The sequence below is a fragment of the Streptomyces sp. NPDC058086 genome, assembly GCF_042885015.1.
Classification (GTDB): Bacteria; Actinomycetota; Actinomycetes; order Streptomycetales; family Streptomycetaceae; genus Streptomyces.
Window position 1 is genome coordinate 45,859 of record NZ_JBHVST010000065.1, and the last position, 22,022, is coordinate 67,880.

The window sequence follows — 22,022 nt, forward strand, 5'->3', positions numbered from 1 at the left end:
TCGTGCCGCGTCCCGTCGTGCCGTGTCCCGTCGTGCCGAACACACGGCCTACAGCATCGCCTTCTGGGGTTGCGTGGACACCACGATGACGGTGGTGGTGCCGGCGCTCAGGGCCGCCTTGAACTCCCGCTCCAGGTCCCCCGTGGTCTCCACGTCGACCGCACGGCAGCCGAAACCGCGGGCCACGGAGGCGATGTCGAGCCCGGGCAGGTCGAGGCCCGGAACGCCTGGCGTCTCCTCCAGCACCGCGAACGACTTGAGGATGGAGTACTCCTGGTTGCGCATGACCACATACACGATCGGGAGGTTGTGCTGGGCTGCCGTCCAGATGGCCTGCACGGAGTACTGGAAGGAACCGTCGCCGATCAGGCCGACCACCGGCCGGTCGACGCCCCGGTCCCGGTCGCCCAGCGCGACACCCACCGCGGCCGGGGTGCCCCAGCCGATCCCTCCGCTGGCCGTGGCGAAGAACGATCCGGTCCTGACCGTCGGAAGCCACTCGATCTGCTGCGCCATCGTGGAGGTCGACTCGTTGACGATGACCGCGTCCGGCGGCCGGACCCTGCTCAGGGCGGCGTACACCTCCGGCGGGGTGAGCGGGCTGTTCGGCGCCTGCGGCAGCTCACGGGGCCGCGCCATCGGCTCCGGAGCGGTCCGCGCAGACCCCTCGGCGACCATGTCCAGGAGCAGTTCGATCGCCATCGCGGGATCGCCCAGGAGGCTGTCGCCCACCCGCGCCGCCGCGGCAACCCCCGGATTGCCGGTGATCTGCAGGAGCTCGGTGCCGTCGGGGAGGTAGTCGCCGGGCACGTAGGGGTAGTAGCGGAACGCCTCCGCGCCGATCACGACCACCAGGTCGTGCCCGGCCAGCCGGTCGCTGATGGTCTTCACCGACATGCCGAGCGGGCCGCGGAAGAGGGGGTGGTCCTCCGGGAAGGAGGCGCGGTCCAGCAGCGGGGCGCCGTAGACGGAAGCGCGCAGCTTCTCCGCCAGGGCCACGGCCGCGTCCCAGCCGCCGGCGCGGTCCACCTCCGGCCCGAAGACCAGCGCGGGACGACGGCTTGCGGAGATGCGGTCGGCGAACAGCCGCAGACGCTGCGCGTCGGGGACGACCCGGTCGCTGACGGTCCGCACCCGGGTGAATCCGGACAGGGGCCGCTTCCAGTCGTCCATGGGAATCGACAGGTAGACCGGTCCCGCCGGCGGCTGCAGCGCCTCCGCATAAGCCCGCATGAAGGCCTCGGGGACGTCTTCGGCGCGGGCCGGCTCGTAGGACCATTTCACCCACGGCTTCGGCAGCGTGGTGGCCTCGCGGTTGCCGAGATACGGCTCCCCGATCACGAGTTCACGGTGCTGCTGTCCCGAGGTGATGATCAGGGGCGTGTTTCCGTGGTAGGCCGCCACCAGGTTGCCCACGGCGTTCCCCACCCCGGCCGAGGAGTGCACGTTGACCAGTGCCGGGCGACGCGTGACCTGGGCGAAGGCGTCGGCCATCGCGATGACGGACGCCTCCTGCAGCGCCAGGACGTAGGTGAAGTCCTCGGGGAAGTCCTGCAGGAAGGTCTGCTCGGTCGAGCCGGGATTACCGAAGACCGTGGTGAGTTTCAGGGCCCGCAGCAGGTCGTAGGTCACGCTGTGGACGGTGGATTGCTCGGTCATTGTTGCCACCGACTTTCGTGCTGGAGCCGGGCGCCGGGTCAGCGGCCCTGCCAGTGGGGTGCGCGCTTCTCGGTGAGGGCTCGGGCGTCATCCCTCGCGTCGTGGGACGCCGGAACCGAAGCGACGATCCGATCCTGCTCGACAAAGGCGTCCTCGTCGCGAAATGCGGTCCGTTCGGTGACGGCACGTTCGACGGCTGCCACGGCCAGGGAGGGCGTTGTACGCCACGAGGGCAGCGCGCTCCACGGTCCGTTTCAGGGCCTGGCCCGGTTCGGTGAGGTGGCCGACCAAATCGAACCGCTCGGCGCGTTCGGCGGGCTGAGGCTCGCCGGTGAGCAGGAGTTCCGGGGCGATCTCCGCCTCCTGCGGCGGAGCGCGGTTGGCAATCGTCCGCCAGTACATCGGGCAGCAGAGACGCCCGCTCTGAGGTTGCACGTCACAGCAGTGTTGAGATGCATTCATCCCCGGTAAGGAACCATGCCTTGACTTCTCCCCTTCCTGAAGGAGGGGATTCTTACGGCTCGCGCCGTGAGGGTTTCCGCTTCGTCGCCGACTGCCTGTCCGGAGTACTCCGTTGAGGTCTTACGCCAGCTCCACAGACTGTCACCGCCAGCCCGGCGGCCAGAAGGTTGTGCGCCGCGTTCACGTCGCGGTCGTGGGTCGTGGGTCGTGCCGCAGGCGCACGTCCAGGTGCGGACGTTCAGCGGCATCGTGTCCTGGAGGGTGCCGCAGGCGGAGCACAACCTGGAGGAGGGGAACCACCGGTCCACCGCGATCACCTCGCGCCCGTACCACTGGGCTTTGTACTCCACCATGCTCCGGAACTCGCTCCACGCCGCGTCACTGATGGCGCGGGCCAGTTTCCGGTTCTTGACCATGTTGCGCACGGTCAGGTCCTCGATCACGATCGTTTGGTTTTCACGGACGAGCCGAGTGGTGATCTTGTGCAGCGTGTCGCGGCGCCGGTCAGCGATCCGCGCATGGATCTTCGCGACCTTCAGCCGGGCCCTGGCCCGGTTCGCCGAGCCCCACTCCTTCTTCGCAAGACGACGCTGCTGCCTGGCCAGAGCGGCACGGTCACGGCGCTCGTACCGGGGGTTGGTGATCTTCTCCCCGGTCGAGAGGGTCAGAAGATGCTCCAGCCCGGCATCGATGGCGACCGCGTTCCCGTTCTCGGGGAGCGGCTTGATGCCGGGGTCGTCGCACAGCAGGGAAACGAACCAGCGCCCCGCCGCATCCTGCGAGACAGTCACGGTGGACGGGCTCACACCCTCGGGCAGCGGCCTCGACCACACGATGCGCAGAGGCTCGCTCATCTTCACGAGCCGCAGCTCACCGTCGCGGAAGCGGAACCGTCGCGGAAGCGGAATGCGCTGGTGGTGTACTCCGCGCTCTTGCGCGACTTCTTGCGCGACTTGAACCGCGGGTACTTCGCCCGCTTGCCGAAGAAATGGGTGAACGCCGTCTGTAAATGCCGCAGCGTCTGCTGGAGGGGGACCGAGGACACCTCGTTGAGGTAGGCCAGTTCCTCGGTCTTCTTCCACGCCGTGAGCATCGCCGACGTCTGGTTGTAGTTGGCCCGCTCCTGACGCGTCCACGCCTCCGTGCGCGCGGCGAGCGCCATGTTGTAGACCTTCCGCACGCACCCGAACGTGCGCGACAGCTCGGCTGCCTGCGCATCCGTCGGACAGAAGCGGTACCGATACGCCCGCTTCAGGTGAGTGGTCACAGCTCACAAATTATCGCCAACTTGCGGCTGTCTGCGGGAAGTTGGGTGCGAACGACGATCCGCCCTGGCGGCGAACCGTCGTTCCCTGCCCTGCTCCGCAGGAGTCCGATTCCTCTCCGCCCTGAAGGGCGGAGTATCCACGCAGGGATCAGATGAACCCGGAGTCCCACCACCAGCTGTTGAGGTTGGGGACAGGCGCGTTGGTGTTCGCGTTGTAGGACGAGCTGGACTTCACGTCGATCTGGCCGCCGTGCCAATTGCCGTTGACGTAGTTGGTGTTCCAGAGGTTGACCTCGGTGTACGCAACCTCATTGCCGCTGTTGCAGTAGTTCCAGGCAAGGTAGAAGGAGCCGATCGTCCGCGAGTTGACCGTGATGGCCTGGGACGGGCCGAGAACGGAGGCGCAGGAGCCGGCTTGGGCCGTTCCTGTGCCGACAGCGGCGAACGTGAGACTGGCAGCGAGGATGGCGAGCGCGGTGGATGCCGCGCGCATTCGGGTGCTGATCTGCATGATCCCCTCCCGTGGGGGTCTGTGGGGTGACTGAGTGAGCCTCTTGCGTTGAGGGGCTCACTGAGGTGTGGCCGCGGGCCGGAGCGAGTGGCTCGGGCCTGGTGGTCGTAGGGGGAACCTGGTGGTCGTAGAGGGAAGGGGAGACTCCCCCTGTGGCCTGGTCGGCCCGAAAGCGCCCCTCTGCCGCGGCGGCGGTCGAGGGGCGCCAGGTCGGCGGCGGCCTCAGCCCTGGTTCATGACCACCGGGGAGTTCTGGTAGGCCGCAAGCAGCCACTTGCCGTCCTGCCGGACAAGCACCCAGCTCGCGACCACCAGGCGGTCTCCCGGCACCTCGGTTTCGCCCGGGAAGAGGATGCCCGTCTCGCTGACGACCACGGCGGCGTCGTCGTTGAGGAAACGGATGTTCAGTACCTTGTCGGTGGTGGTCGAGCCCTTCAGGAAGGTGCTGAAGCCGGCCTTCATGCTCTCGCGGATCTCTTCCCGGGACTTTCGGTAGGACCCGGGCAGAATCGCGCTGGCGTCCTCGGTGTAGTCGGCCACGAACGCGTCAGCATCGCTGGCGTTCCAGGCTTCGTAGACGCCCTTGAGCACGTTGCGGATGGCGGTCTCGTCCGCTGCACGCGTCTGGTTCGCAGTCAAGGTCTTCCTCGCTTCGTCGTACCGGTACAGGTCGCCGCGGCCTGCGGCTCACCGGGAGCCGTCTGCGCTCCGCAGATAGATACCGGCGGCCGGGCCGGAACTCATCGCGCCCGCGGAGATTCTTTTCGAGTGGCGGCTGAAAGCGCCCTGACCAGCGATGATGCGTCCGGATCCGGTCGGCTTGCCGCCCCGGAGCCGGCGCAGAGGGACCCGCCCGCGTCCCGGCATCGGCACGGGCCCGCGGCGGGCGGAGCAGCCCTCAGGATTCGCTCTTGGTGTCCAGGCCGAACGCCGCGAAGACCTCGGTGTCCTGGAACACGGTGGTCCTGCTGATGCCGGCGTCAGTGACGGTGAACACCTGCAGGGTGTGCAACTCGAACGCGCCGCTGTCGCCGCGGCGATAGGCCGCGAAGCCCGGCTGGCCGTTCGCCGCAATCGGGTCGAGACGCCAGCTGCTGCCGGCCTTCGCGAAGACCCAGCCCATGAACCGGGCGTAATTGTCGCGGCCGACGAACCAGTTGAGCATCGGAGGCATCTCCATGAGGACATCGTCGGCGAGGAGCTTCTTGATTCCTTCGATGTCCGCCTTCTCGAATGCCTTCATGTAGCGCTCGACGCAGGCCCGCTGCTGCGCCTGTGAGGGCTCGGCGACACTGTCCTCCCGGACGCCTGCTTCGTTCAGGCGTGCACGCGCCCGCTGCAGCGAACTGTTGACCGAAGCGACCGACGTACCGAGCACGTCCGCGGTCTCGGCCGCCGAGAAGGCGAGCACCTCGCGCAGGATCAACGCGGCACGCTGGCGTGCCGAGAGATGCTGCAGCGCGGCGACGAACGCCAGGCGCAGGCTGCCCCGGTCGACGGCTGCGCCGACCGGGTCCCCCAGGTGCAGCAGCGCGTCGGGCATCGGCTGCAGCCAGGTGACCTCGCCGCCGTGGACGAACGACCGGAGCGGATCGCTTTCCGCGACCATCCCCGACGGCAGCGGTCTGCGGCTGCGGCTCTCCAGGGCATTCAGGCAGGCGTTGGTCGCGATCCGGTACAGCCACGTCCGCAGCGACCCGCGGGTTCGGTCGTAACGGGCCCGCGCCCGCCAAGCCCGCAGATAGGTCTCCTGCACCAGGTCTTCGGCGTCGTGGACCGAGCCGAGCATCCGGTAACAGTGGGCGAGCAGCTCCGGTCGGTACGGCTCGAGTTGGCGGTCGAAGTCCTCCGTCGTGGTCGCCACACCCAGCTCCCTCCCGCTGCGTCCCTCACCGAGGACCCTATTGAACCTCCACACCACCGGCGTACACCTCAGGCGCCTGCGCCGAGTGCGGGCACACCGACAGGGCGCACCGGGTCTCCCAGGCCTGGTTCGCGTGCCGGAACTGCGGATTCGTTGATCACGCGGACCTATGGGGGTACCTCCCGCTCGAGCGAAGCCGAGAGTGGGGGGAGGCTCCCTCAACTCCCGGGCCCGCGCCCGGGAATTGTGGCGAGGCGGGGCCCCGTCAACGGCCCCGGCCGCGCGCCGAACGCCTCGGAGCGGGGCCGGACGCAAACCACACATCACCGCCGGTGATACCCGTCGTACAAGCCCGTCACTTCAGCGACGGGTAGGTGGCCTACGGGCCCGAGGGCGGCGTTCCCCCTCGGTATCGCCGCTCCCTGCGCTCGTCAGGATCGCGCTCGCGACAACATCGAAGAGGTGATCGGCGCGTGGCGCGAGCGAGGGTTGATCGCCGAGCCAAGCGAGCGCCGCTACCAGCGCAAACAGATCGGTGCCGTCCATGTCGGTCCGCGCTGCGCCCGCGGCCTGGGCACGGGTGAGGAGCCGCGCACCGGCCGCGCGCAAGGTGACGCACGAAGCGTGGAGTGCGGACTCGGTGTCCTCGATGGCGGCTGCCATCAGCACGGTCACGCCCCGATACTCGGTTGTCCACGCGACGCAGTCGCGTAGCCACGAAACGAGAGCATCGTCGGGCGAGCTCGACGTCTCGAGCTCGCCTGCCCTTGCCGTCAGCTCGTCGAAGCTCGTGCGGAGCAAGGCCTCGAGCAGCGCCTCGCGTGTCGGAAAGTGACGCAGCAGCGTCGCGAGCCCGACGTCGGCCCTGCGCGCGATGTCGCGCAGTGATACGTCGACGCCTTGCTCGGTGATGGCGGTGCCCGCGACTGCGAGCACGTGGTCGCGGTTCTTCCTGGCGTCGGCCCGCATCTGCCCCTCTTGACTATCCGGATCAGTGGTCCATATATTCGGATCAGTGGTCCAGTTATGTGGATCGCTGATCCGAATAAGCCTATCCCGCAGCGCGGGCAGGAGAAAACGATGCCGACACACACGATGAGGGCGATCCGGCTCCATGAGCACGGCGGCCCTGAAGTTCTGCGTCACGACGAGGTGCCGGTTCCCGAGCCGGGGCCGGGCGAGGTGCTCGTTCGCGTGCACGCGGTCGGCGTCAATCCTCCGGACTGGTATCTGCGCGACGGGCTGACGAACCTGCCTCCGGAGACGAGGCCGAAGTTCAGCCTGCCCGTGATTCCGGGGACGGACCTGTCGGGCGTCGTCGAGGCCGTCGCCGCGGATGTGGACGGCTTCTTTGCCGGTGATGAAGTCTTCGGTCTCCTCCGCTTTCCCAGCTTCGACGGCAGCACATATGCCGAGTACGTGGCCGCGCCCGCGTCGGACCTCGCACACAAGCCGGCCGGCATCGATCACGTGCACGCCGCGGGGGCGCCCATGGCCGGGCTCACCGCGTGGCAGTTCCTGATCGAGCTCGGACACGATCACCCCTCGCCCTTCCAGACGGCGCAGCATCGCCCGACGGCACTCGACGCCGGCACGACGGTGCTCATCAACGGCGCCGCGGGCGGCGTGGGGCACTTCGCACTACAGCTGGCGAAATGGAAGGGTGCACGGGTCATCGCGGTGGCATCGGGCGCGCATGAACCGTTCCTGCGCGAGCTCGGCGCCGGCCAGTTCATCGACTACACCAAGAGCCGTCCCGAAGAACTCGTGCACGACGTCGACCTCGTTCTCGACACCGTCGGCGGCCCCGGCAGCAGCCGCTTCCTGCGCACGCTCAAGCGCGGCGGCTCCCTGTTCCCCGTGTTCTTCGGCGACTTCGACGACGAAGAGACCGCGAAGCTGGGCGTCACAGTCTCCGGCACCCAGGTCCGCTCGAACGGCGCGCAGCTCGCCGAACTGGGACGCCTGCTCGACGCGGGCACAGTCCGCGTCGCGATAGACAGCACGTTCGCGCTCGCGGATGCCCGAGCGGCGCACGAACGCGCCACCCGAGGGCACATCCAGGGCAAGATCGTACTTACGGTCGCTTAGGAACGAACGAGCCGTCTCACAGACGCGTCCGGCGCTCGTCCCCGGGGCACTGGTGGCCGTCGAGACGCCGACGCGGAGGCCTTGGGAGCCATCTGGCGACCAGGTGGCCGCGATGCCCGCAGCGGGGAACCGAAGTCCGACCCCGACCAGCCGGCAGCTTCCCGCCCGACGGCGCGCGGCCCAGGGCCGGACTCGACCGCCCGGTCGGCGCGGGTCAGTGCTGTGCGAACTGGACGCGCGTCGGCTGCACGGCGTCCGGCCGCAGGGCGATCCCGTTGAGTACCAGTGGTTCTCCGTAGATGTCGGTGACCCTGATCGCGCCCCCGCACCCGCTGCCCTGGCCGGAGAGGAAGTAGTTGTAGTCGGTACGGGGCAGCCGATGCCAGCCGCCGCGGCGGACCTCCAGTCGCGCCACCGGATTCCGGTGGCCGATCACCTGGATGGCGCACCACCAGCGGCTGGACCCGGTCTTGTACCGGATCGAGACCGTGCCGGACATGCTGGGGCTCAGCAGGCTCCACTTGACGCCTCCCCCGGCTACAGCTGGGGGATTCCTAGCTCACGTCGCCTGCTCCTCCGGCGGGGGTGCAGGTCTTGCACGATCAGCACTAGCCGGGTTGCAGACCAGCCCGGACCAGCATCACGCGGGCGGAGTTCTTGTCCCGAGGGCTCACGACTCCGCACGCGGTGCAGGTATACGTCCTTTCGGAAAGAGGTAGTGCGTGCTTGGTTCTCGCTCCGCACTGCGCACAGTCCATCGTGGTGTGCGCGGGGTGTACCAGATGCACGGTCCGGCCGTGCTTGCGGGCCATCTCGACCAACGCGGCCTTCGTCGCTCCGATCGCGGCGTCAGCGGCCTTGCGGGCCATGGTGGACTTCGCGAGGAACTTGGGGCGGAAGTCCTCCACCGCCAAAGCGTCATGGTCGCGGACGACCTTCTTGGCCCACTTGCGGGCGGCGTCCTGACGCTGCCGTGCCACCTTCTTGTGCAGCTTCGCGGCCCGGGCCTGCGCGGTGCGGTAGCCCTTCGAGGCAGCCTGGCCCTTCGGGGGACGACGGCGGGACATCATCCGCTGGTAGCGGGCGAGGCGCTGGGCGGCGTTCTTCCCGTGCTGGGGGTGAGGAAGGTCGTGCTCGTCGCTGGTGGTGGTCGCGGTCTCCTTGACACCCCAGTCGATACCGATCACCGCGCCGGTCTCCGGCAGGGCCTCGGTCACGGCCGGGACGACAAAGGACGCGTACCACGCTCCGGTGCTGTCGCGGTACACGCGGACGCTGGACGGAGGTTGGGGCAGGTCCCGCGACCACACCACCGTCACCGCGATGCCCCCGGCCAGGTGCAGACGACCGTTTTTGAGGCGGAAGCCGCGCCGGGTGTAGTTCAGGCTGGGGGCATCCTGGTGCTTTTTCTTGTACCGGGGCATACCGGCCCGCTGCCGCATCGGCAACCGGGCCTTGATGTCCTTGAGTGCTTTGGCCCGGGACTTCGCGAAGTCGCGTATCAATTGCTGCTGAGGAACCGAGGCGCCTTCACGCAGCCACGACATTGCGGTGCGGGCCTCCGTCAGCATCTTGTCCAGCCGTGCCGGACCGCACTTCTCCCCGTCCCGGTGGGCCTTCTTCGACCGGGCGCAGCATTCGTTCCACAACCACCTACAGCGCGACCACTCCGCCTCAAGAGCCGTGCGGGCGCCAGAGGAGACACGCAGGCGATAGGTGTAGCGGGCGTGCCCGTCACCTTCCGATTCCTGCGTGATCGCCGTCATGACATCAACCTATCCGGGAGGACTGACAGTTGAGAGCTCCCGGCCGGTGCGGACTGCCTCACCCCCGTTGCGGGTGGACGCCGAATCGCCCTGCCGCCGATTCAGCCACCTCTGCCCTGCCCCGCAGGAGTCCGATTCCTCCCCGCCCTAAAAGACGGAGCACCCTCGGAGGAACTCGGTGAACATGGCCGCCTAGCACGGCCTGGCCCTGGTCGCCGTCGACGCGGCCTACACCTCCAAGTGGGGCGCCGAGCACTGGAAGACGCCCCTGGCCAGCAGTAAACGTGCGATGAGCCGCCACGACGCGGCGGCCATCGCGATCGGAAGACGCGCCCTCGGGTACCCGATCCGGCGACGGACGGCACCGCCCCGCCACCACCAGAGCGATGGTGGCGGGCATCGGACCGTCCAGGCCGATCGTGGCACTCGGGGGCGTGAGGGACTCCGCCAGGCACGGAACGGAGTCGGCCCCCAGAGGGCGGCGACCGGTCGTGCGGTCACAGCGGGGAACCAGCGTGCCCAACACCGTTCGGGACACGCGGCTGAGCATGAGTGCTGGCAACAGGACTCACTCCCGCTCAGTTTCTAGGAACGGTTTGGACTGTTCCCCGGTTCGGGAAGGGACGCGCGTCGCACTAGCGTGGCCGCATGCGCTTTGCCTTCAAGACGTCACCGCAGAATACGACTTGGGACGCCATGCTCCAGGTGTGGCGGGCCGCCGACGACATCGAGATATTCGAGTCCGGCTGGACCTCCGACCACTTCTACCCGACGCACAGCGCCGACCCGGCTGTCCCGCGCCTGGAGGGCTGGATCACGCTGACCGCGCTGGCGCAGGCGACCAGCCGACTGCGGATGGGCACGCTGGTCACCGGCATTCACTACCGGCATCCCGCGGTGCTGGCCAACATGGCGGCAACCCTCGACGTCGTGTCCGGCGGCCGGCTGGAGCTCGGCATCGGGACCGGCTGGAACCAGGAGGAGTCCAGTGCCTACGGCATCGAGCTGGGCGCCCCGAAGGAGCGCAGCGACCGGTTCGAAGAGGCGTGCGAGGTCATCACCGGTCTGCTCGGCCAGGAGACCACGACGTTCAAAGGCAGCTACTACGAGCTGACCGACGCCCGCTGCAACCCCAGGCCCGTGCAGCAGCCGCACCCGCCGGTCTGCATCGGCGGCAGCGGCGAGAAGCGCACCCTGCGCACCGCCGCCCGCTTCGCACAGCACTGGAACTTCGACAGCGGCACGGTCGGGCAGTTCATCCGCGCGCGCGACGTACTCCACCAGCACTGCGCCGACGTCCGCCGGGACCCGGCGGAGATCCTGCTTTCGAGCCAGGTGCGGTTCAGCGGCGATCCGGCCGCGGCGGCGGCCACCGCCGCCGAGTTCGGCGAGGCCGGTGCGGGGCTTGCCATCGTGTACCTGCCCCCGCCCTACACCCCCACCGTGCTGGAACCACTGGCGAGAGCGCTGGGTCAGCTGGCCTGAGCCCAGGAACGGTGCCGCCCTCAGCCCTTCCCGACCTCGGCCTGAGGCGTCGAGGTGGAGGGTGGCCATGGGCTCAGCGCAGGAGCGCCCAGACCAGCAGCCCAGGGCAGACGGCGAGGTCGACCGCCGCTCCGAGGAGGAACAGCGGAAGGCTCATCAGCAGCCCCGCGCCGAGAGAGAACGGATACGACGGTCCGTGCAGTCCGTCCTGCTCGGGGCTCTGTCCGGTGACGTACCACATGCGCCGACGAGGCAGGGGCTGCACAGTGCCGTTCGGGGCTGCGCGCCGTCGCGTGATCTGTTGGCCCTGGCCGGTGGTGTAGCCGTACTCGTGCTGCCAGCCGTTCCCCGAAGCCGACTCCTCCGGGGACACGGTCCTCGTGTAGTGCGCCGTCACCAGGCGCCCCCTGCGCATCAGCACCCACAGACTGGCCGAGGTTTTCCATATGACGAAGCCGAACATAAAGGGAAGGCTGCCGATCAGGGCCACAAGGAGCAGGCCGGTCAGCGCCAGCCACCACTGGCCGAGCGCGGCCGGCACCGCGAGGCACAGGGCGAAGGCGCCCAGCACGCTCCGCAACAGGAGCTGTTGGGTGGTGTACCTGTCCCGCAAGCGGGGTCTGGCAGCGGAGTCGGCGTCCTGTCGGGCCATCGCCACGGCTGCGTCCACGGGCGTGGCGGGCGCAGGAGCCAGGGATGCTGAGGGTGAGCCGTCCTGGGTTGTGCCGGTTGAACGCACGGGCGGGCGGCCGGTTCGGATCGGCGGCTTTCCCTCGTTGAGGCGCACGGCATCGGCGGCGCAGACGGGCACCAACCGTGTTGTCCCGCCGTCCGGGGCCCAGGACACCTTCCGGACCGACCGCCCATGGCGCGGATCGAAGAAGCACAGCGGAAACCGCTCGGGAACCGGGACGCCGGTCAAACGGGCGTCCAGCCGGTCCAGCGCACGCTCCCCCTCGTCCAGGGCCCGCATCGCGGCCTGGGCGTCCCGGCGCGCCCTGCGGCCCGCCACCTCGTAAGCATCCAGGGCCTCGGCGTAGTCCGCTGTCATCCCCTGGGTCACACCGGAGTTGTTCGGACTGAAGGGATGTACCGCCAGCCGTTCGCCGAAGCGGGTGAGGTCCGCCTCGAGCCTGTCCGTCTCCTCGGTGCGCCGCCCTCGTCCGCGCCGCCCCCACCAGTCCCCTGTGCTGCGCCCCATCCTGGCATTCTGCCTCTGGCAGCCCCTGCCGACCATGCCTGCGGCAGACTGCCCCACTCCGAACCAGGTTGGAAAGGGTTCACCCCGACGACGAGGCTGCCTGTGCGGCGCGCAGTGCGGTGGCCGTTACGGCCGGGTCGTAGTCGGGGGCGACACCGTCGATCAGCAGAATGTCGCCGTCGATGTGCCGCGTGCGCAGGGGAAGCAGTTCCCGGTATGCGCAGGAGTCGTACCAGGTGCGGGCGTCGGTGAGGGAGGGGAAGGCGATGATGACGAGCGCGTCCGGCCAGGTGCCCTCGCGCACCTCACGTTCCGGGGCTCCGTGGACGAGGAACCGTCCGCCGAACGGGTCCAGGGTTGCCTGGATGCGTTCGATGTAGATCAGGACATCCTCGGGCAGATGGGTGAGCGGCCGGAGGTTGCCGATGGCGTAGGCAGGCATGCGGGCTCTCCTGTTCGTCACGGAGCGCGGAGGAAGGCGGCCGCGCCGGAATTCTCGCGGCCCTGTCATGCGTCGACCGCGCTGTACGGCAGCATTGCCGAGCCGCGCGGCCCTGGTCGATTACCCGGGAGGTAAGGGGCGCCGGCTGCGGCAGGCCCAGCCGCTGCGGCTTTGCGGCGGCCGGCGCAATGAGGTGGGCCGGCTCCCCCGCGAGCCGTTGCCGGACCGGGCGGGGAGTTGACCGAGTACGGCATCCGCGTGATGGCCGTCCTTCCCGCACGCGGAGGCTCCGCCGGTAGGGGCGGAGCCTCTCGGTGACCGGTTTCGCCGGCGCGGTGCGGACCGGATGGGCCCCGGCCCGGTTGTGGTGCGGGTCCCGGGATGCCGGCGGCTACTGGATGAGCTCCCAGTCCTGGGAGCCGTCCGTGGTCGCGTTCTGCAGGGTGAGCGGTGCGTTGTCGGATGCACCGGTCAGGTACAGGTTCGTGTTCTTGACCGACTGGAGCCGGTAGAAGCCGTCGGCGGTCCTGACGAGGTTCCAGCTGCCGGTGGCGCTGTTGTCGACCCACTGGCCGATCCGCTGCCCGGCGGTCGCGTTGCCGGTCCAGATGGCCGCCGCGCGGCCGCCCGACTTGTTCAGCAGCGTCACTTTGCCATTCGGCTCGGTCACCACGTGCCAGTACTGGGTGTCGGGGTTCGCCGCGGAGCCGGGCTCCTCCAGGACGACGTCGGGAACGTCTGCGTTGCCGATGTTCGCGTCGTTGGTCTTGTTCCCGGTGCCGATCACCTGGTCGGTCCTGCGGTTCACCAACTGGTAGTAGGCGCCGTCCGATTGGCCGAGGTCGGCCTCGGCGTAGGCGATCGTGGAGGTGCCCTGGTTGTTGAGGATCGCGATACGGCCGGTGCCCTCGACGTACTGCAGGCTGCGGCTGTAACCGGCCTGCGAGGTCGTCTGGTACTCCTTCCACGTACCGTCGCTGCGTCCGCTCTCGTTGACCCAGACGTTGCCGCTGCCGGCCGCGTTGTAGACCAGGCGTCCTGCGGGCAGCCTGATGACGACCGGACTGCCGCCCGTCGCGAGCGCGTGCGAGCCGGTGTCGGCCGGCAGCGAGGTGACGCCCGTGCCGGTGGCCGAACCCCGGTAGAACTCCAGCGGGTTGTCGGCGATCACGTACCGGGTGTTGGCTCCGCCGCCCCAGTACTCGAAGGTGAGCAGCCACTTGCCGTCCGTGGTGCGGACGACGTTCGCCATGCCCGGCCGGCCGCCGCCGATCTCCGTCTTACCGCCTCCCATGCTCTGGGTCAGCCCCGCGATGTCGACGACGGGGGCGCTCCACTGCGCACTGCGGCCGTCCCAGGTCCGGTGGGCGAGGATCTGGCCGTGCGAGTCGGTGGCGGTGTCGTTGGCGGGGTCGAGGGCCGGGACGCCGGTGGTCGCGTTGAAGCCGGTGTAGTCGTTCTCGTCGGAGTAGTAGCAGACGAGTTGGCCCTTGTAGACCATCAGGTACGGCTCCCAGACGGGGTCCACCTGCTGGTGCGTGTTGGCCGCGGCGATGTTCTGTCCGATCGCGCCCGCGCTGCCGCCCTGCCAGCCACCGGTCGCGACGACGTTGACGATCTTCCAGGACGCGCCCTCGTCGGTGCTGGAGTACAGCGCGATGGCCAGGTCGCTGCGGTCGCCGTCGTTGGAGGGCGTCCAGTTGGGGTCGGCCGCCTTGTGCTCACGGTAGTACTGGTCGTCGCCCGACACGACACTCGCGAGCAGCAGCGTGCCCTGCTTCAGGTTCCCGACGTCCTGCGGAAGCGTGTAGAGGTAGGGGTTGGTCCAATTGCTGGTGTACTTCGCGTACTTGGGGTCGCTGGAGAGGTACGCGGGAGCCTTGACCTCGGACAGCGGCTGCCAGGTGGTTGCGTGGTCGTCGCTCTTGTAGACCGGGAGGGTCTGGCCGTCGGCGCTGCCCGTCGCCGGTACGACGGCGGACTTCTCGAACGACGCGACCAGGCGTCCGCTGGGCAGTTGCGCCGACTTCGGGTAGACGGCGCAGTTGCCGCGCCCCTTCAGGCACGGTTCGCTGCCGAGCTGGTAGAGGATGCCGCCCGTCGGGTTGTACGCCTGTGCACTGGCCATGGGTATCGCCAGTATCGCGGCTGCCGCGACGAACGTACCCAGTGCCTTTGCCGCTCTTCTTCCGTGCACGGCTACTCCTTGGGCTTCGGGGAGACGAGTACGCGTACGTCCCACGGGCCGAGATCGAGCGCCGTGCCCGCGGGAATCGACGTGCCGTTCAGGGCGTCGGCGAGGTTCACCGGAGCGTGGACGCTCGCGGGTTCCCAGCTCCAGTTGTGGACGATGTGCACGCGGCGGCCGTCGGGCGCCGTGCCGGTGGTCGTCGTGACGGACTGCGGCAGCTCGCCCCAGCCGCTGCGGGCGGCCGGTGCCATCCAGGCGGCCAGCGACCGGGCGAGGCCGCGGCCGGGCACGGTGCCGACGTACGTGACGCGGCCTTCGCCGTGGCGGCGGGTGGTGACGGCGGGCCAGCGGCCGAAGTGCGGGTGCTCGTACATGGCGAGGGCGTCGGCGTCGGTGACGGTCAGGCCGTCGGCCCAGGCGGTCGCCGTGGCGTTCTCCGGCAGGGTCAGCGCACTGCCCGGCACCGCCCGGACCGGGATGGCACACGTCAGGTTGCTGAACTCGTCGTACGACACGCCCGCCGCGTCGGCCAGGCGCGCCGGAGCCGTCTCGTGCCGGGCCCGGGCCTCGTGGTCGGCGTAGCCCGTGCGGGGGCCCAGGACCAGGTGGCCGCCGGCGTGGGCGTAGGCGGCGAGCCAGTCGAGGGTGGTGTCGTCGGCGAGGTACAGGGCGGGGACGACGAGGACGGGGTGGCGGCGGACCGCCTCCTGGGGCGTCAGGCCCTCCCTCTGTCCACGCGGGTCGTGCAGCTGGCGGGCGTGGACGATGCGGACCTGCCGGCCGGCGTCGAAGGCGCCGCGGTAGAAGGGGTCGAGGATGCGGTGGTAGGCGGCCGGGTCCGGTTCGCCGTCGGGGGTCGCGAGGGGCGGGTGCTTCTGCATCAGCCACTTGCTGGGGGTGGAGTAGACGATCGTGATGTCGCAGTCCGGCTCAAGACCTGCCACGAGGGGGCCGGCGGTCTCGAACTCCGCTCCCAGGCGGGCCAGTTCCGCGTACGTGCGGCCCGGTCGGCCGCTGTGCGGCAGGACGCCGCCCCAGTAGGTTTCCGCGCCGAAGCGCAGGGTCTGCCACTGCCAGTACTCGATCATGCGGGCCCCGCGGCCGACGAGGGCCCAGGCGGCCTGGCGCCACTGGCCGTCGTAGGCGGGGCGGTTGTCCCATGCGTAGCCGATGGAGGAGGCGTTGGTCTCGGTGACCAGGAACGGCTCCTGCCGGGAGGAGAACATCCAGTCGGCGGTCTGGTACAGCGACCAGACGCCGGTGGTCTTCCACTTCTGCTCGTGGTCGTCCGGGGTGGCATCGGGCAGGAGCAGGCCGTCCTGCATGGCGTAGTAGGGGTTGCCGGTGGCGATGTCGAGGCGGTCGGTGAGCTCGTCGTCCTCCACGGCGGGGCGGGTGTAGGAGATGCAGGTGGTGACGAACTGCTCGGGGCGGGCGTACTCGCGGACGATGTCGGCCTGCCAGCCGATGAACTCGGTGCACTGGCGGGCCTGGAACTCCCGCCAGGCGACGTCGTACTGCGGCTGCACGTTGCCGTCCGGGGTCCACAGGTCGGCCCAGGTGGACAGGCGGTGGGACCAGTAGACCAGGCCCCATTCGCGGTTGAGGGTCTCGATGTCGCCGTACTTGGCGCGCAGGTGGTCGGTGAAGCGCTGGAAGACGCCGTGGTTGTGGAAGAGCTCCAGGCCCGGTTCGTTGTCGACCTGGAAGCCGATGACGGCCGGGTGGCCGGCGTACCGGGCGACGGTCTTGCGGATGATCCGCTCGGCGTGGAAGCGGAAGGCGGGGTGGGTGAAGTCGACCTCCTGGCGGGCGCCCCAGCCGATGCGCTCGCCGGTGCGCCGCTCGCCGGTGATCTCCGGGTACTGGCGGGCCAGCCACGGCGGTACGGCGTACGTGGGGGTGCCGAGGATGACGGAGATGCCGCGTTCGTGAGCGCCGTCCAACACCGGCTGGAGCCAGTCGAGTTCGAAACGGCCGTTGTCCGGTTCCCAGGTGGACCAGACCGACTCGCCGACCCGGATGACGGTGAAGTGCGCGTCGGCCATGAGGTCGAGGTCGGTCTTGAGCTGTTCGTCGGGCCGTACGTCCGGGCCGTAGGCGGGGTGGTACTCGTGGTAGTAGGCAGCGCCGAACAGCACGCGGGCGGGCAGATCCGCCATGGACAAACCTCCAGGGAGCAGGGGGTGTTGAGGGTGCTACTGCTTGACGCCGCCGGTGGCCAGGCCGCTCTGCCAGTACCGCTGGAGCATCAGGAAGGCCAGGACGAGCGGGATGATGGAGATCAGGGAGCCGGTCACGACGAGGGCGAGCATGTCGCTGCTGGCTCCGGCGCCGCCGTTCTGCGCCTGGTCGGCCCAGCGGGAGAGTCCGACGGTGATGGGGTACAGGTCCGGGTCGTTGAGCATGATCAGCGGCAGGAAGTAGTTGTTCCAGGTGGCGACGAGGGTGAACAGCACGACGGTCACCAGGCCGGGTGCCAGCAGCCGCAGCGCGATGGTGAGGAAGATCCGGAGCTCTCCGGCGCCGTCCATGCGGGCGGCCTCGATGAGGCTGTCGGGGACGGCGTCCTCGGTGTAGATCCGCATGAGGTAGAGGCCGAAGGGGCTGATGAGGGAGGGCAGGATGACCGCCCAGGGGGTGTTGACCAGGCCCGCCTTGGCGAAGAGCAGGTAGGTGGGGATCGCCAGCGCGGTGGTCGGGATCATGATGGCGCCCAGGACGAGGTTGAAGGCCGCGCCGTGGCCGCGGAAGCGGTACTTGGCGAACCCGTATCCGGCCGCTGCCGCGAGCAGCGCGGCGCCGAGTGCGCTGGCCCCGGCGTACAGGACCGTGTTGAGCAGCCAGCGTCCGTAGACGCCTTCGTCCTGGGTGAAGGTGGCCTTGATGTTCGACAGCAGTTGCGGGGCGTGCGAGAACCACAGGCCGAAGCTGTTGAACAGGTCCTGGGTGCTCTTGGTGGAGGCGATGAGCAGCCAGAACAGTGGCAGCAGGAAGTACGCCAGGACGGCCAGCATGGCGATGGTGAGCGGGGTGCTGCGGCGGTGGGCCGGCGACGGCCGTCGTCGCGGGCGGGCCTCGGCGGGCAGCCGCTTCGCCGTCGAGGTGGCGGAGGCTGCGGGCGTCAATGGGGGTCCCCCCTGTGCGAGCGAAGCCGAGAACTTGGGGGAGGTCATGCGGTCCTCCTGCGGTTCGCGGTGAGCAGGAAGGCGTACGACACGATCACGATGACCAGGCCGAGGATGAAGGACACCGTGGCCGCGTAGTTGGTCTGCTGGCTGATGAAGGCGACGGAGTAGGCGTAGAGGTTGGCGGTGTAGGAGCTGTCGATGACGTCCGGGGCGACCTTCATCAGCAGGTTCGGTTCGTTGAACAGCTGGAAGCTGCCGATCACCGAGAACAGCAGGGTGAGGGTCAGTGCCGGGCGCAGGGCGGGGAGTTTGATGGACCAGGCGATCCGCCAGGCGCCGGCGCCGTCCATGGCGGCCGCCTCGTACAGCTCGGCGGGGATGGTGCGCAGGGCCGCGTACAGGATGATCATGTTGTAGCCGGCGAACTCCCAGGTCACGATGTTCGCGAGGCTGCCGAGCATCCAGCTGTCGCTGAGGAAGTGCGGGGCCGGCAGGTGGAGATGGCGGCTGATCTGGGCGAAGGGGCCGAAGTCGGGGCCGTAGAGGTAGCCCCACATGAGGGTGGCGATCACGCTGGGGACGGCGTACGGGACGAAGATGCCGAGGCGGATCACGCGGGCGAGGCGGAGCAGGCCGCTGTCCAGGGCGAGCGCGAAGAACAGGGCCAGCAGCAGCATCACGGGGACCTGGATGACGAAGAACAGGGCGACGCGGCCGATGCCCTTGAGGAGTTGGGGGTCTTTGAGGGCGGTGACGTAGTTGTCCAGGCCGACGAACGTCGAGCCGCCGATGAGCTTCTCCTGGAACAGGCTCAGGTAGGCGGCGTAGCCGAGCGGGGCGAGGAAGAGGAGCAGGAACAGCACCATGAACGGGGTGATGAACAGGGCGCCTGCGGTGCTGTGCTGGCGGCGGGGTGGGGACTTCGTGCGGTTCGTGCGGGCGGCCGCTGCGGTGGTGGTGGCCATCGTCAGCCTCCCTTGACCGTGAAGCCCTGGCTCTTGGCGAAGGTCGTGATGCGCGACTGCCAGGAACCGAGCGCGCGGACGGTGTCGGACTTGTCGGCGAGGGACTTGCCGACGGTCTCGGTCCAGTCCGTGGCGACCCGGTCGAGGAACGGCGGCCACTGGAAGGAGGGGTTGACCTGGGTGCTGATGTCCGCGAAGACCTGGTTGACCTTCTGGCCGCCGTAGAAGGAGGGCGTGTCCCCGAGGAAACTCGTGTCGGCGAGCAGGGTCTTGGTCGCCGGGAAGAAGAACTGTTCGGTGGCGAACATCTTGGCGCTGGCGGGGTCGCTGTTGAGGAACTGCGCGAACACCGCCGCCTGGACGGGGTTCTTGGTGGAGCGGATGACCGCGGTGGTGGAGCCGCCCCAGTTGCCCGCGCTGGGCTTGGCGGCGTCCCACTGCGGCAGCGGGGCCGCGCGCCACTTGCCGGCGGTGGCCTTGGCGGAGCCGGACAGGAAGGCCGGGCCCCAGGCGCCGGTGAGCCAGGTGGCGTACTTGCCCTTGTTGAGGGCGGCGTACCAGGAGTCGGTGAAGTCCGGCTCGACGCCGATCACGCCCTCCTTGGCGAGGGTGCCCCAGTACTGGCCGAGTTTCTTCGAGACCGTGTCGTCGACGCTGACGGTGATGTCGCTCTTGCCGGAGGTCACGTACGGTTTGGCGCCCGCCTGCCAGAGCAGGCCGTGCCAGGCGGCGACCTGGTTGGCGGCGAGGTTGGTGAGGTAGATGTCGGGGTCGGCCTTGTGGAGTTTGCGCGCGGCGGCGGCGAACTCGTCCCAGGTGGTGGGGACTTCGATGCCGTGCTGGTCGAAGATGTCCTTGCGGTAGAGCATGCCCATCGGGCCGGTGTCCTGCGGGATGGCCCAGATCTCGCCGCCGCTGCCGGAGACCTGGCCCCAGGTCCAGTCGACGAACGTGGACTTGAGCGCGGAGGCGCCGTAGGGGCGGAGGTCCAGCAGGCTGTCGGTGATGGTGAAGGTCGGGATGGCCTGGTACTCGATCTGCACCATGTCCGGGGCTCCGCTGCCCGCCTTGAGTGCGGTGCGCAGCTTGGTGTACTCCGGTGTGCCCTGACCGGCGTTGACGACCTTGACCTTGACGGCCGGGTACTTCTCCTCGAAGAGCGCGACCTCCTTGTCGATGTTCGGGACCCAGGTCCAGAACGTCAGCTGGGTCGGGGTCTTCATGGCCTTGTCGATGTCGGCCTGGCCGACCGGCTTGGCGGAGGAACCGGCGGTGGAGCCGCCGTCGCCGCCGCAGGCGGACAGCGTGGCGGCCAGCGACAGCGCGCCCGTGGCGGCGAGGAAGCCCCGACGGCTCAGGGGTGAGGGGAAGGAGCTGGAGAAGGGTCCGGACATGGTGAACTCCCGCAGAAGGGTGTTGGGGACCGGCACACCGGGCGACGGCGTGCTGAAGCTGGATTCGGGTGGTGTCAGGCGCTGTGTGGCGTGACGGGCGGGGCCGGGAGGGCGGGCCCGTCAGGGGTCGCGCCGGGGAGGGCGCGAGCGGCAACGGCGGCCCGTGCGGGGCCTGATCGAGGCCCGGGCAGCGGCTGTGAGACTGCGGTGAAGCTGAGCTGGAATGAACCGGGTTGAGAGAACGCCGGAAGCGATGGGGTGGCTCTGGTGTGGGCGGGCCTCCGTCGGTGAGGGGGACTCAGGTGCGCGGGGAGCGTGCGGCCCGTGTGCGGCCCGGGCGCTTGCGGGGCGGCGGGGGTGCGCAGGAGGAGCGGACGACGAGTTCGACCGGTGGGTCGGTCATCGGCAGCGGGTGTGCCTGCGGGTTCTCGATGGCGTGCACGAGGAGCTTCAGGCCGTCCTGCGCCATGGCGTCGAACGGCTGACGCACCGTGGTCAGCGGCGGGGTCACGTAGGCGGCGACCGGGATGTCGTCGAAGCCGACCACGCTGACGTCCTGCGGCACGCGTCGGCCGGCTTCCGTCAGCGCGCGGATCAGGCCGATGGCCATGTCGTCGTTGGCGGCGAACACCGCGGTCACACCGGGGTCGGCGAGAAGTTCACGGCCGGCCGTGTAGCCGGAGGCGGCCGACCAGTCGCCCTCGGCGACCGGCGGCTCGGCCCGGCCGTGCGCGGCGAGTGCCTCGCGCCATCCGTCGAGACGGTCCCGGGCCGAGTACCAGCGCTGCGGACCCGCCAGGTGGTGGACGGTGGCGTGGCCCAGCTCCAGCAGGTGCTCGGTGGCCGCCCGCGCCATCTGGCTGGAGACGATGCCGGCCGTCACCACGTGGGAGGCGGTGATGGGCGGGGGTGCGCCGAGGACGAGGACCGGCACGTCGACCCGTGCGGAGAGATCCGCGCCGTCCGCCTCGTCGATCGGCTCGGAGATGACGATGCCGTCCACGCCCTGGTCCAGGAGCGAGTCCACGGCCCCGGCGATGCCCGCCCTCTCGCCTTCCATGGTGTTGACCACACGCAGCGCGTAGCCGGTGTCCCGCACGGCACGCTCGACGCCCATGAGCAGCGAGGCCGGACCGTACAGGGCGGTGCCGAGCGTCACCACACCGATGGACCGGGTGCGTCCGGAGGCCAGGGCGCGGGCCGCGTTGTTCGAGCGGTAGCCGAGTTCCTCGGCCGCCGCCAGGACGCGGCGGCGCACGTCGTCGGAGACGTACGGCTCGTCGTTCATGACCCGGGACACCGTCTTCTGCGACACACCCGCCAGGCGCGCCACATCCACACTGCGCGGCGCGGCTCCCGCGCCGCGTCCTGCCCCTGGTGTCATGGTGTCTCCCGATCTTCGGCAGCCGAATCCTAGTCCCGGTCCGATGTATGACTGCGCAGTCATATCTACGCAACGGGGCGGGGCGCGTCAAGACTTCGCGCAACATCTCTGCCGTCCGGTCCCGCCGGAGGGGCGGCGGCGCCGCCGGGCGCCGATACGGCCACGGCGTGCAGCAAGGCGGTGCGGGGTGCGCGGCTCTCACCGCGCAC

General features: G+C 69.4%; 16 protein-coding genes and 3 pseudogenes. 3 read left to right on the forward strand and 16 right to left on the reverse strand.

The genetic code is table 11. The features are described 5' to 3' along the window. Positions 1–48: 48 nt before the first annotated feature. From mdlC to ACFVWD_RS37390, 5 genes and pseudogenes are all read right to left on the reverse strand, one after another. Positions 49–1,659, reverse strand: a complete 1,611-nt coding sequence (gene mdlC, locus ACFVWD_RS37370; RefSeq protein ID WP_389602488.1) for a benzoylformate decarboxylase — start codon at positions 1,657–1,659, stop codon at positions 49–51. 514 nt (positions 1,660–2,173) lie between these two features. Next, positions 2,174–3,388, reverse strand: a pseudogene (locus tag ACFVWD_RS37375) (RNA-guided endonuclease InsQ/TnpB family protein). A 148-nt stretch (positions 3,389–3,536) separates the two neighbouring features. Beyond that, positions 3,537–3,899 (reverse strand): hypothetical protein, encoded by a 363-nt coding sequence (locus tag ACFVWD_RS37380; protein ID WP_389602489.1) that lies wholly within the window; start codon positions 3,897–3,899, stop codon positions 3,537–3,539. Between the two features lie 222 nt (positions 3,900–4,121). Next, complete coding sequence (locus tag ACFVWD_RS37385; RefSeq protein WP_168500473.1) at positions 4,122–4,538, reverse strand: SgcJ/EcaC family oxidoreductase; 417 nt, start codon at positions 4,536–4,538, stop codon at positions 4,122–4,124. Between the two features lie 259 nt (positions 4,539–4,797). After that, the gene (locus ACFVWD_RS37390) at positions 4,798–5,763 is read right to left on the reverse strand and encodes a sigma-70 family RNA polymerase sigma factor (RefSeq protein ID WP_389602490.1); all 966 of its coding nucleotides are present in this window, start codon (positions 5,761–5,763) and stop codon (positions 4,798–4,800) included. Positions 5,764–5,873: 110 nt separating this feature from the next. Here ACFVWD_RS37390 and ACFVWD_RS37395 point away from each other — a divergent pair. Further along, positions 5,874–6,137, forward strand: a pseudogene (locus tag ACFVWD_RS37395) (hypothetical protein); the annotation flags it as partial. On the opposite strand, the gene ACFVWD_RS37400 reads toward ACFVWD_RS37395, so the two are convergent. Further along, a complete protein-coding gene (locus tag ACFVWD_RS37400) occupies positions 6,124–6,732 on the reverse strand; it encodes a TetR/AcrR family transcriptional regulator (RefSeq protein ID WP_389602491.1) in 609 nt (202 codons plus the stop codon). The pseudogene ACFVWD_RS37395 and the gene ACFVWD_RS37400 overlap by 14 nt on opposite strands. A 111-nt stretch (positions 6,733–6,843) precedes the next feature. On the opposite strand from ACFVWD_RS37400, the gene ACFVWD_RS37405 reads away from it, so the two are divergent. Next, a complete protein-coding gene (locus ACFVWD_RS37405; RefSeq protein ID WP_389602500.1) occupies positions 6,844–7,854 on the forward strand; it encodes an NADP-dependent oxidoreductase in 1,011 nt (336 codons plus the stop codon). A 214-nt stretch (positions 7,855–8,068) separates the two neighbouring features. Here the strand turns inward: ACFVWD_RS37405 and ACFVWD_RS37410 are convergent. Both ACFVWD_RS37410 and ACFVWD_RS37415 read right to left on the reverse strand, forming a co-directional pair. Continuing rightward, positions 8,069–8,380: pseudogene (locus ACFVWD_RS37410) on the reverse strand (expansin EXLX1 family cellulose-binding protein); the annotation flags it as partial. Between the two features lie 82 nt (positions 8,381–8,462). Beyond that, positions 8,463–9,620, reverse strand: coding sequence for an RNA-guided endonuclease InsQ/TnpB family protein (locus tag ACFVWD_RS37415; protein WP_389602492.1), 1,158 nt, complete (start codon positions 9,618–9,620; stop codon positions 8,463–8,465). A gap of 648 nt (positions 9,621–10,268) precedes the next feature. On the opposite strand from ACFVWD_RS37415, the gene ACFVWD_RS37420 reads away from it, so the two are divergent. Continuing rightward, complete coding sequence (locus ACFVWD_RS37420; protein ID WP_389602493.1) at positions 10,269–11,105, forward strand: LLM class F420-dependent oxidoreductase; 837 nt, start codon at positions 10,269–10,271, stop codon at positions 11,103–11,105. Positions 11,106–11,178: 73 nt separating this feature from the next. On the opposite strand, the gene ACFVWD_RS37425 is transcribed toward ACFVWD_RS37420, so the two are convergent. The 8 genes from ACFVWD_RS37425 to ACFVWD_RS37460 all read right to left on the reverse strand — a co-directional run bounded on the left by ACFVWD_RS37425 (position 11,179) and on the right by ACFVWD_RS37460 (position 21,813). Continuing rightward, the gene (locus tag ACFVWD_RS37425) at positions 11,179–12,306 is read right to left on the reverse strand and encodes a hypothetical protein (protein ID WP_389602494.1); all 1,128 of its coding nucleotides are present in this window, start codon (positions 12,304–12,306) and stop codon (positions 11,179–11,181) included. 79 nt (positions 12,307–12,385) lie between these two features. Further along, positions 12,386–12,748: a DUF1330 domain-containing protein gene (locus ACFVWD_RS37430; RefSeq protein ID WP_389602495.1), complete on the reverse strand. Its 363-nt coding sequence runs from the start codon at positions 12,746–12,748 to the stop codon at positions 12,386–12,388. Between the two features lie 391 nt (positions 12,749–13,139). Continuing rightward, complete coding sequence (locus ACFVWD_RS37435; protein ID WP_389602501.1) at positions 13,140–14,876, reverse strand: RICIN domain-containing protein; 1,737 nt, start codon at positions 14,874–14,876, stop codon at positions 13,140–13,142. A 71-nt stretch (positions 14,877–14,947) separates the two neighbouring features. Next, a complete protein-coding gene (locus tag ACFVWD_RS37440; RefSeq protein ID WP_389602496.1) occupies positions 14,948–17,101 on the reverse strand; it encodes a beta-galactosidase in 2,154 nt (717 codons plus the stop codon). A gap of 36 nt (positions 17,102–17,137) precedes the next feature. After that, a complete protein-coding gene (locus ACFVWD_RS37445) occupies positions 17,138–18,115 on the reverse strand; it encodes a carbohydrate ABC transporter permease (protein ID WP_389602497.1) in 978 nt (325 codons plus the stop codon). Next, positions 18,112–19,035, reverse strand: a complete 924-nt coding sequence (locus ACFVWD_RS37450; protein ID WP_389602498.1) for a carbohydrate ABC transporter permease — start codon at positions 19,033–19,035, stop codon at positions 18,112–18,114. Before ACFVWD_RS37450 ends, ACFVWD_RS37445 begins: the two co-directional genes overlap by 4 nt. 2 nt (positions 19,036–19,037) lie before the next feature. Further along, complete coding sequence (locus ACFVWD_RS37455) at positions 19,038–20,429, reverse strand: ABC transporter substrate-binding protein (protein ID WP_389602499.1); 1,392 nt, start codon at positions 20,427–20,429, stop codon at positions 19,038–19,040. A gap of 298 nt (positions 20,430–20,727) precedes the next feature. Further along, a complete protein-coding gene (locus ACFVWD_RS37460) occupies positions 20,728–21,813 on the reverse strand; it encodes a LacI family DNA-binding transcriptional regulator (protein WP_385384192.1) in 1,086 nt (361 codons plus the stop codon). Between the last annotated feature and the right edge of the window lie 209 nt (positions 21,814–22,022).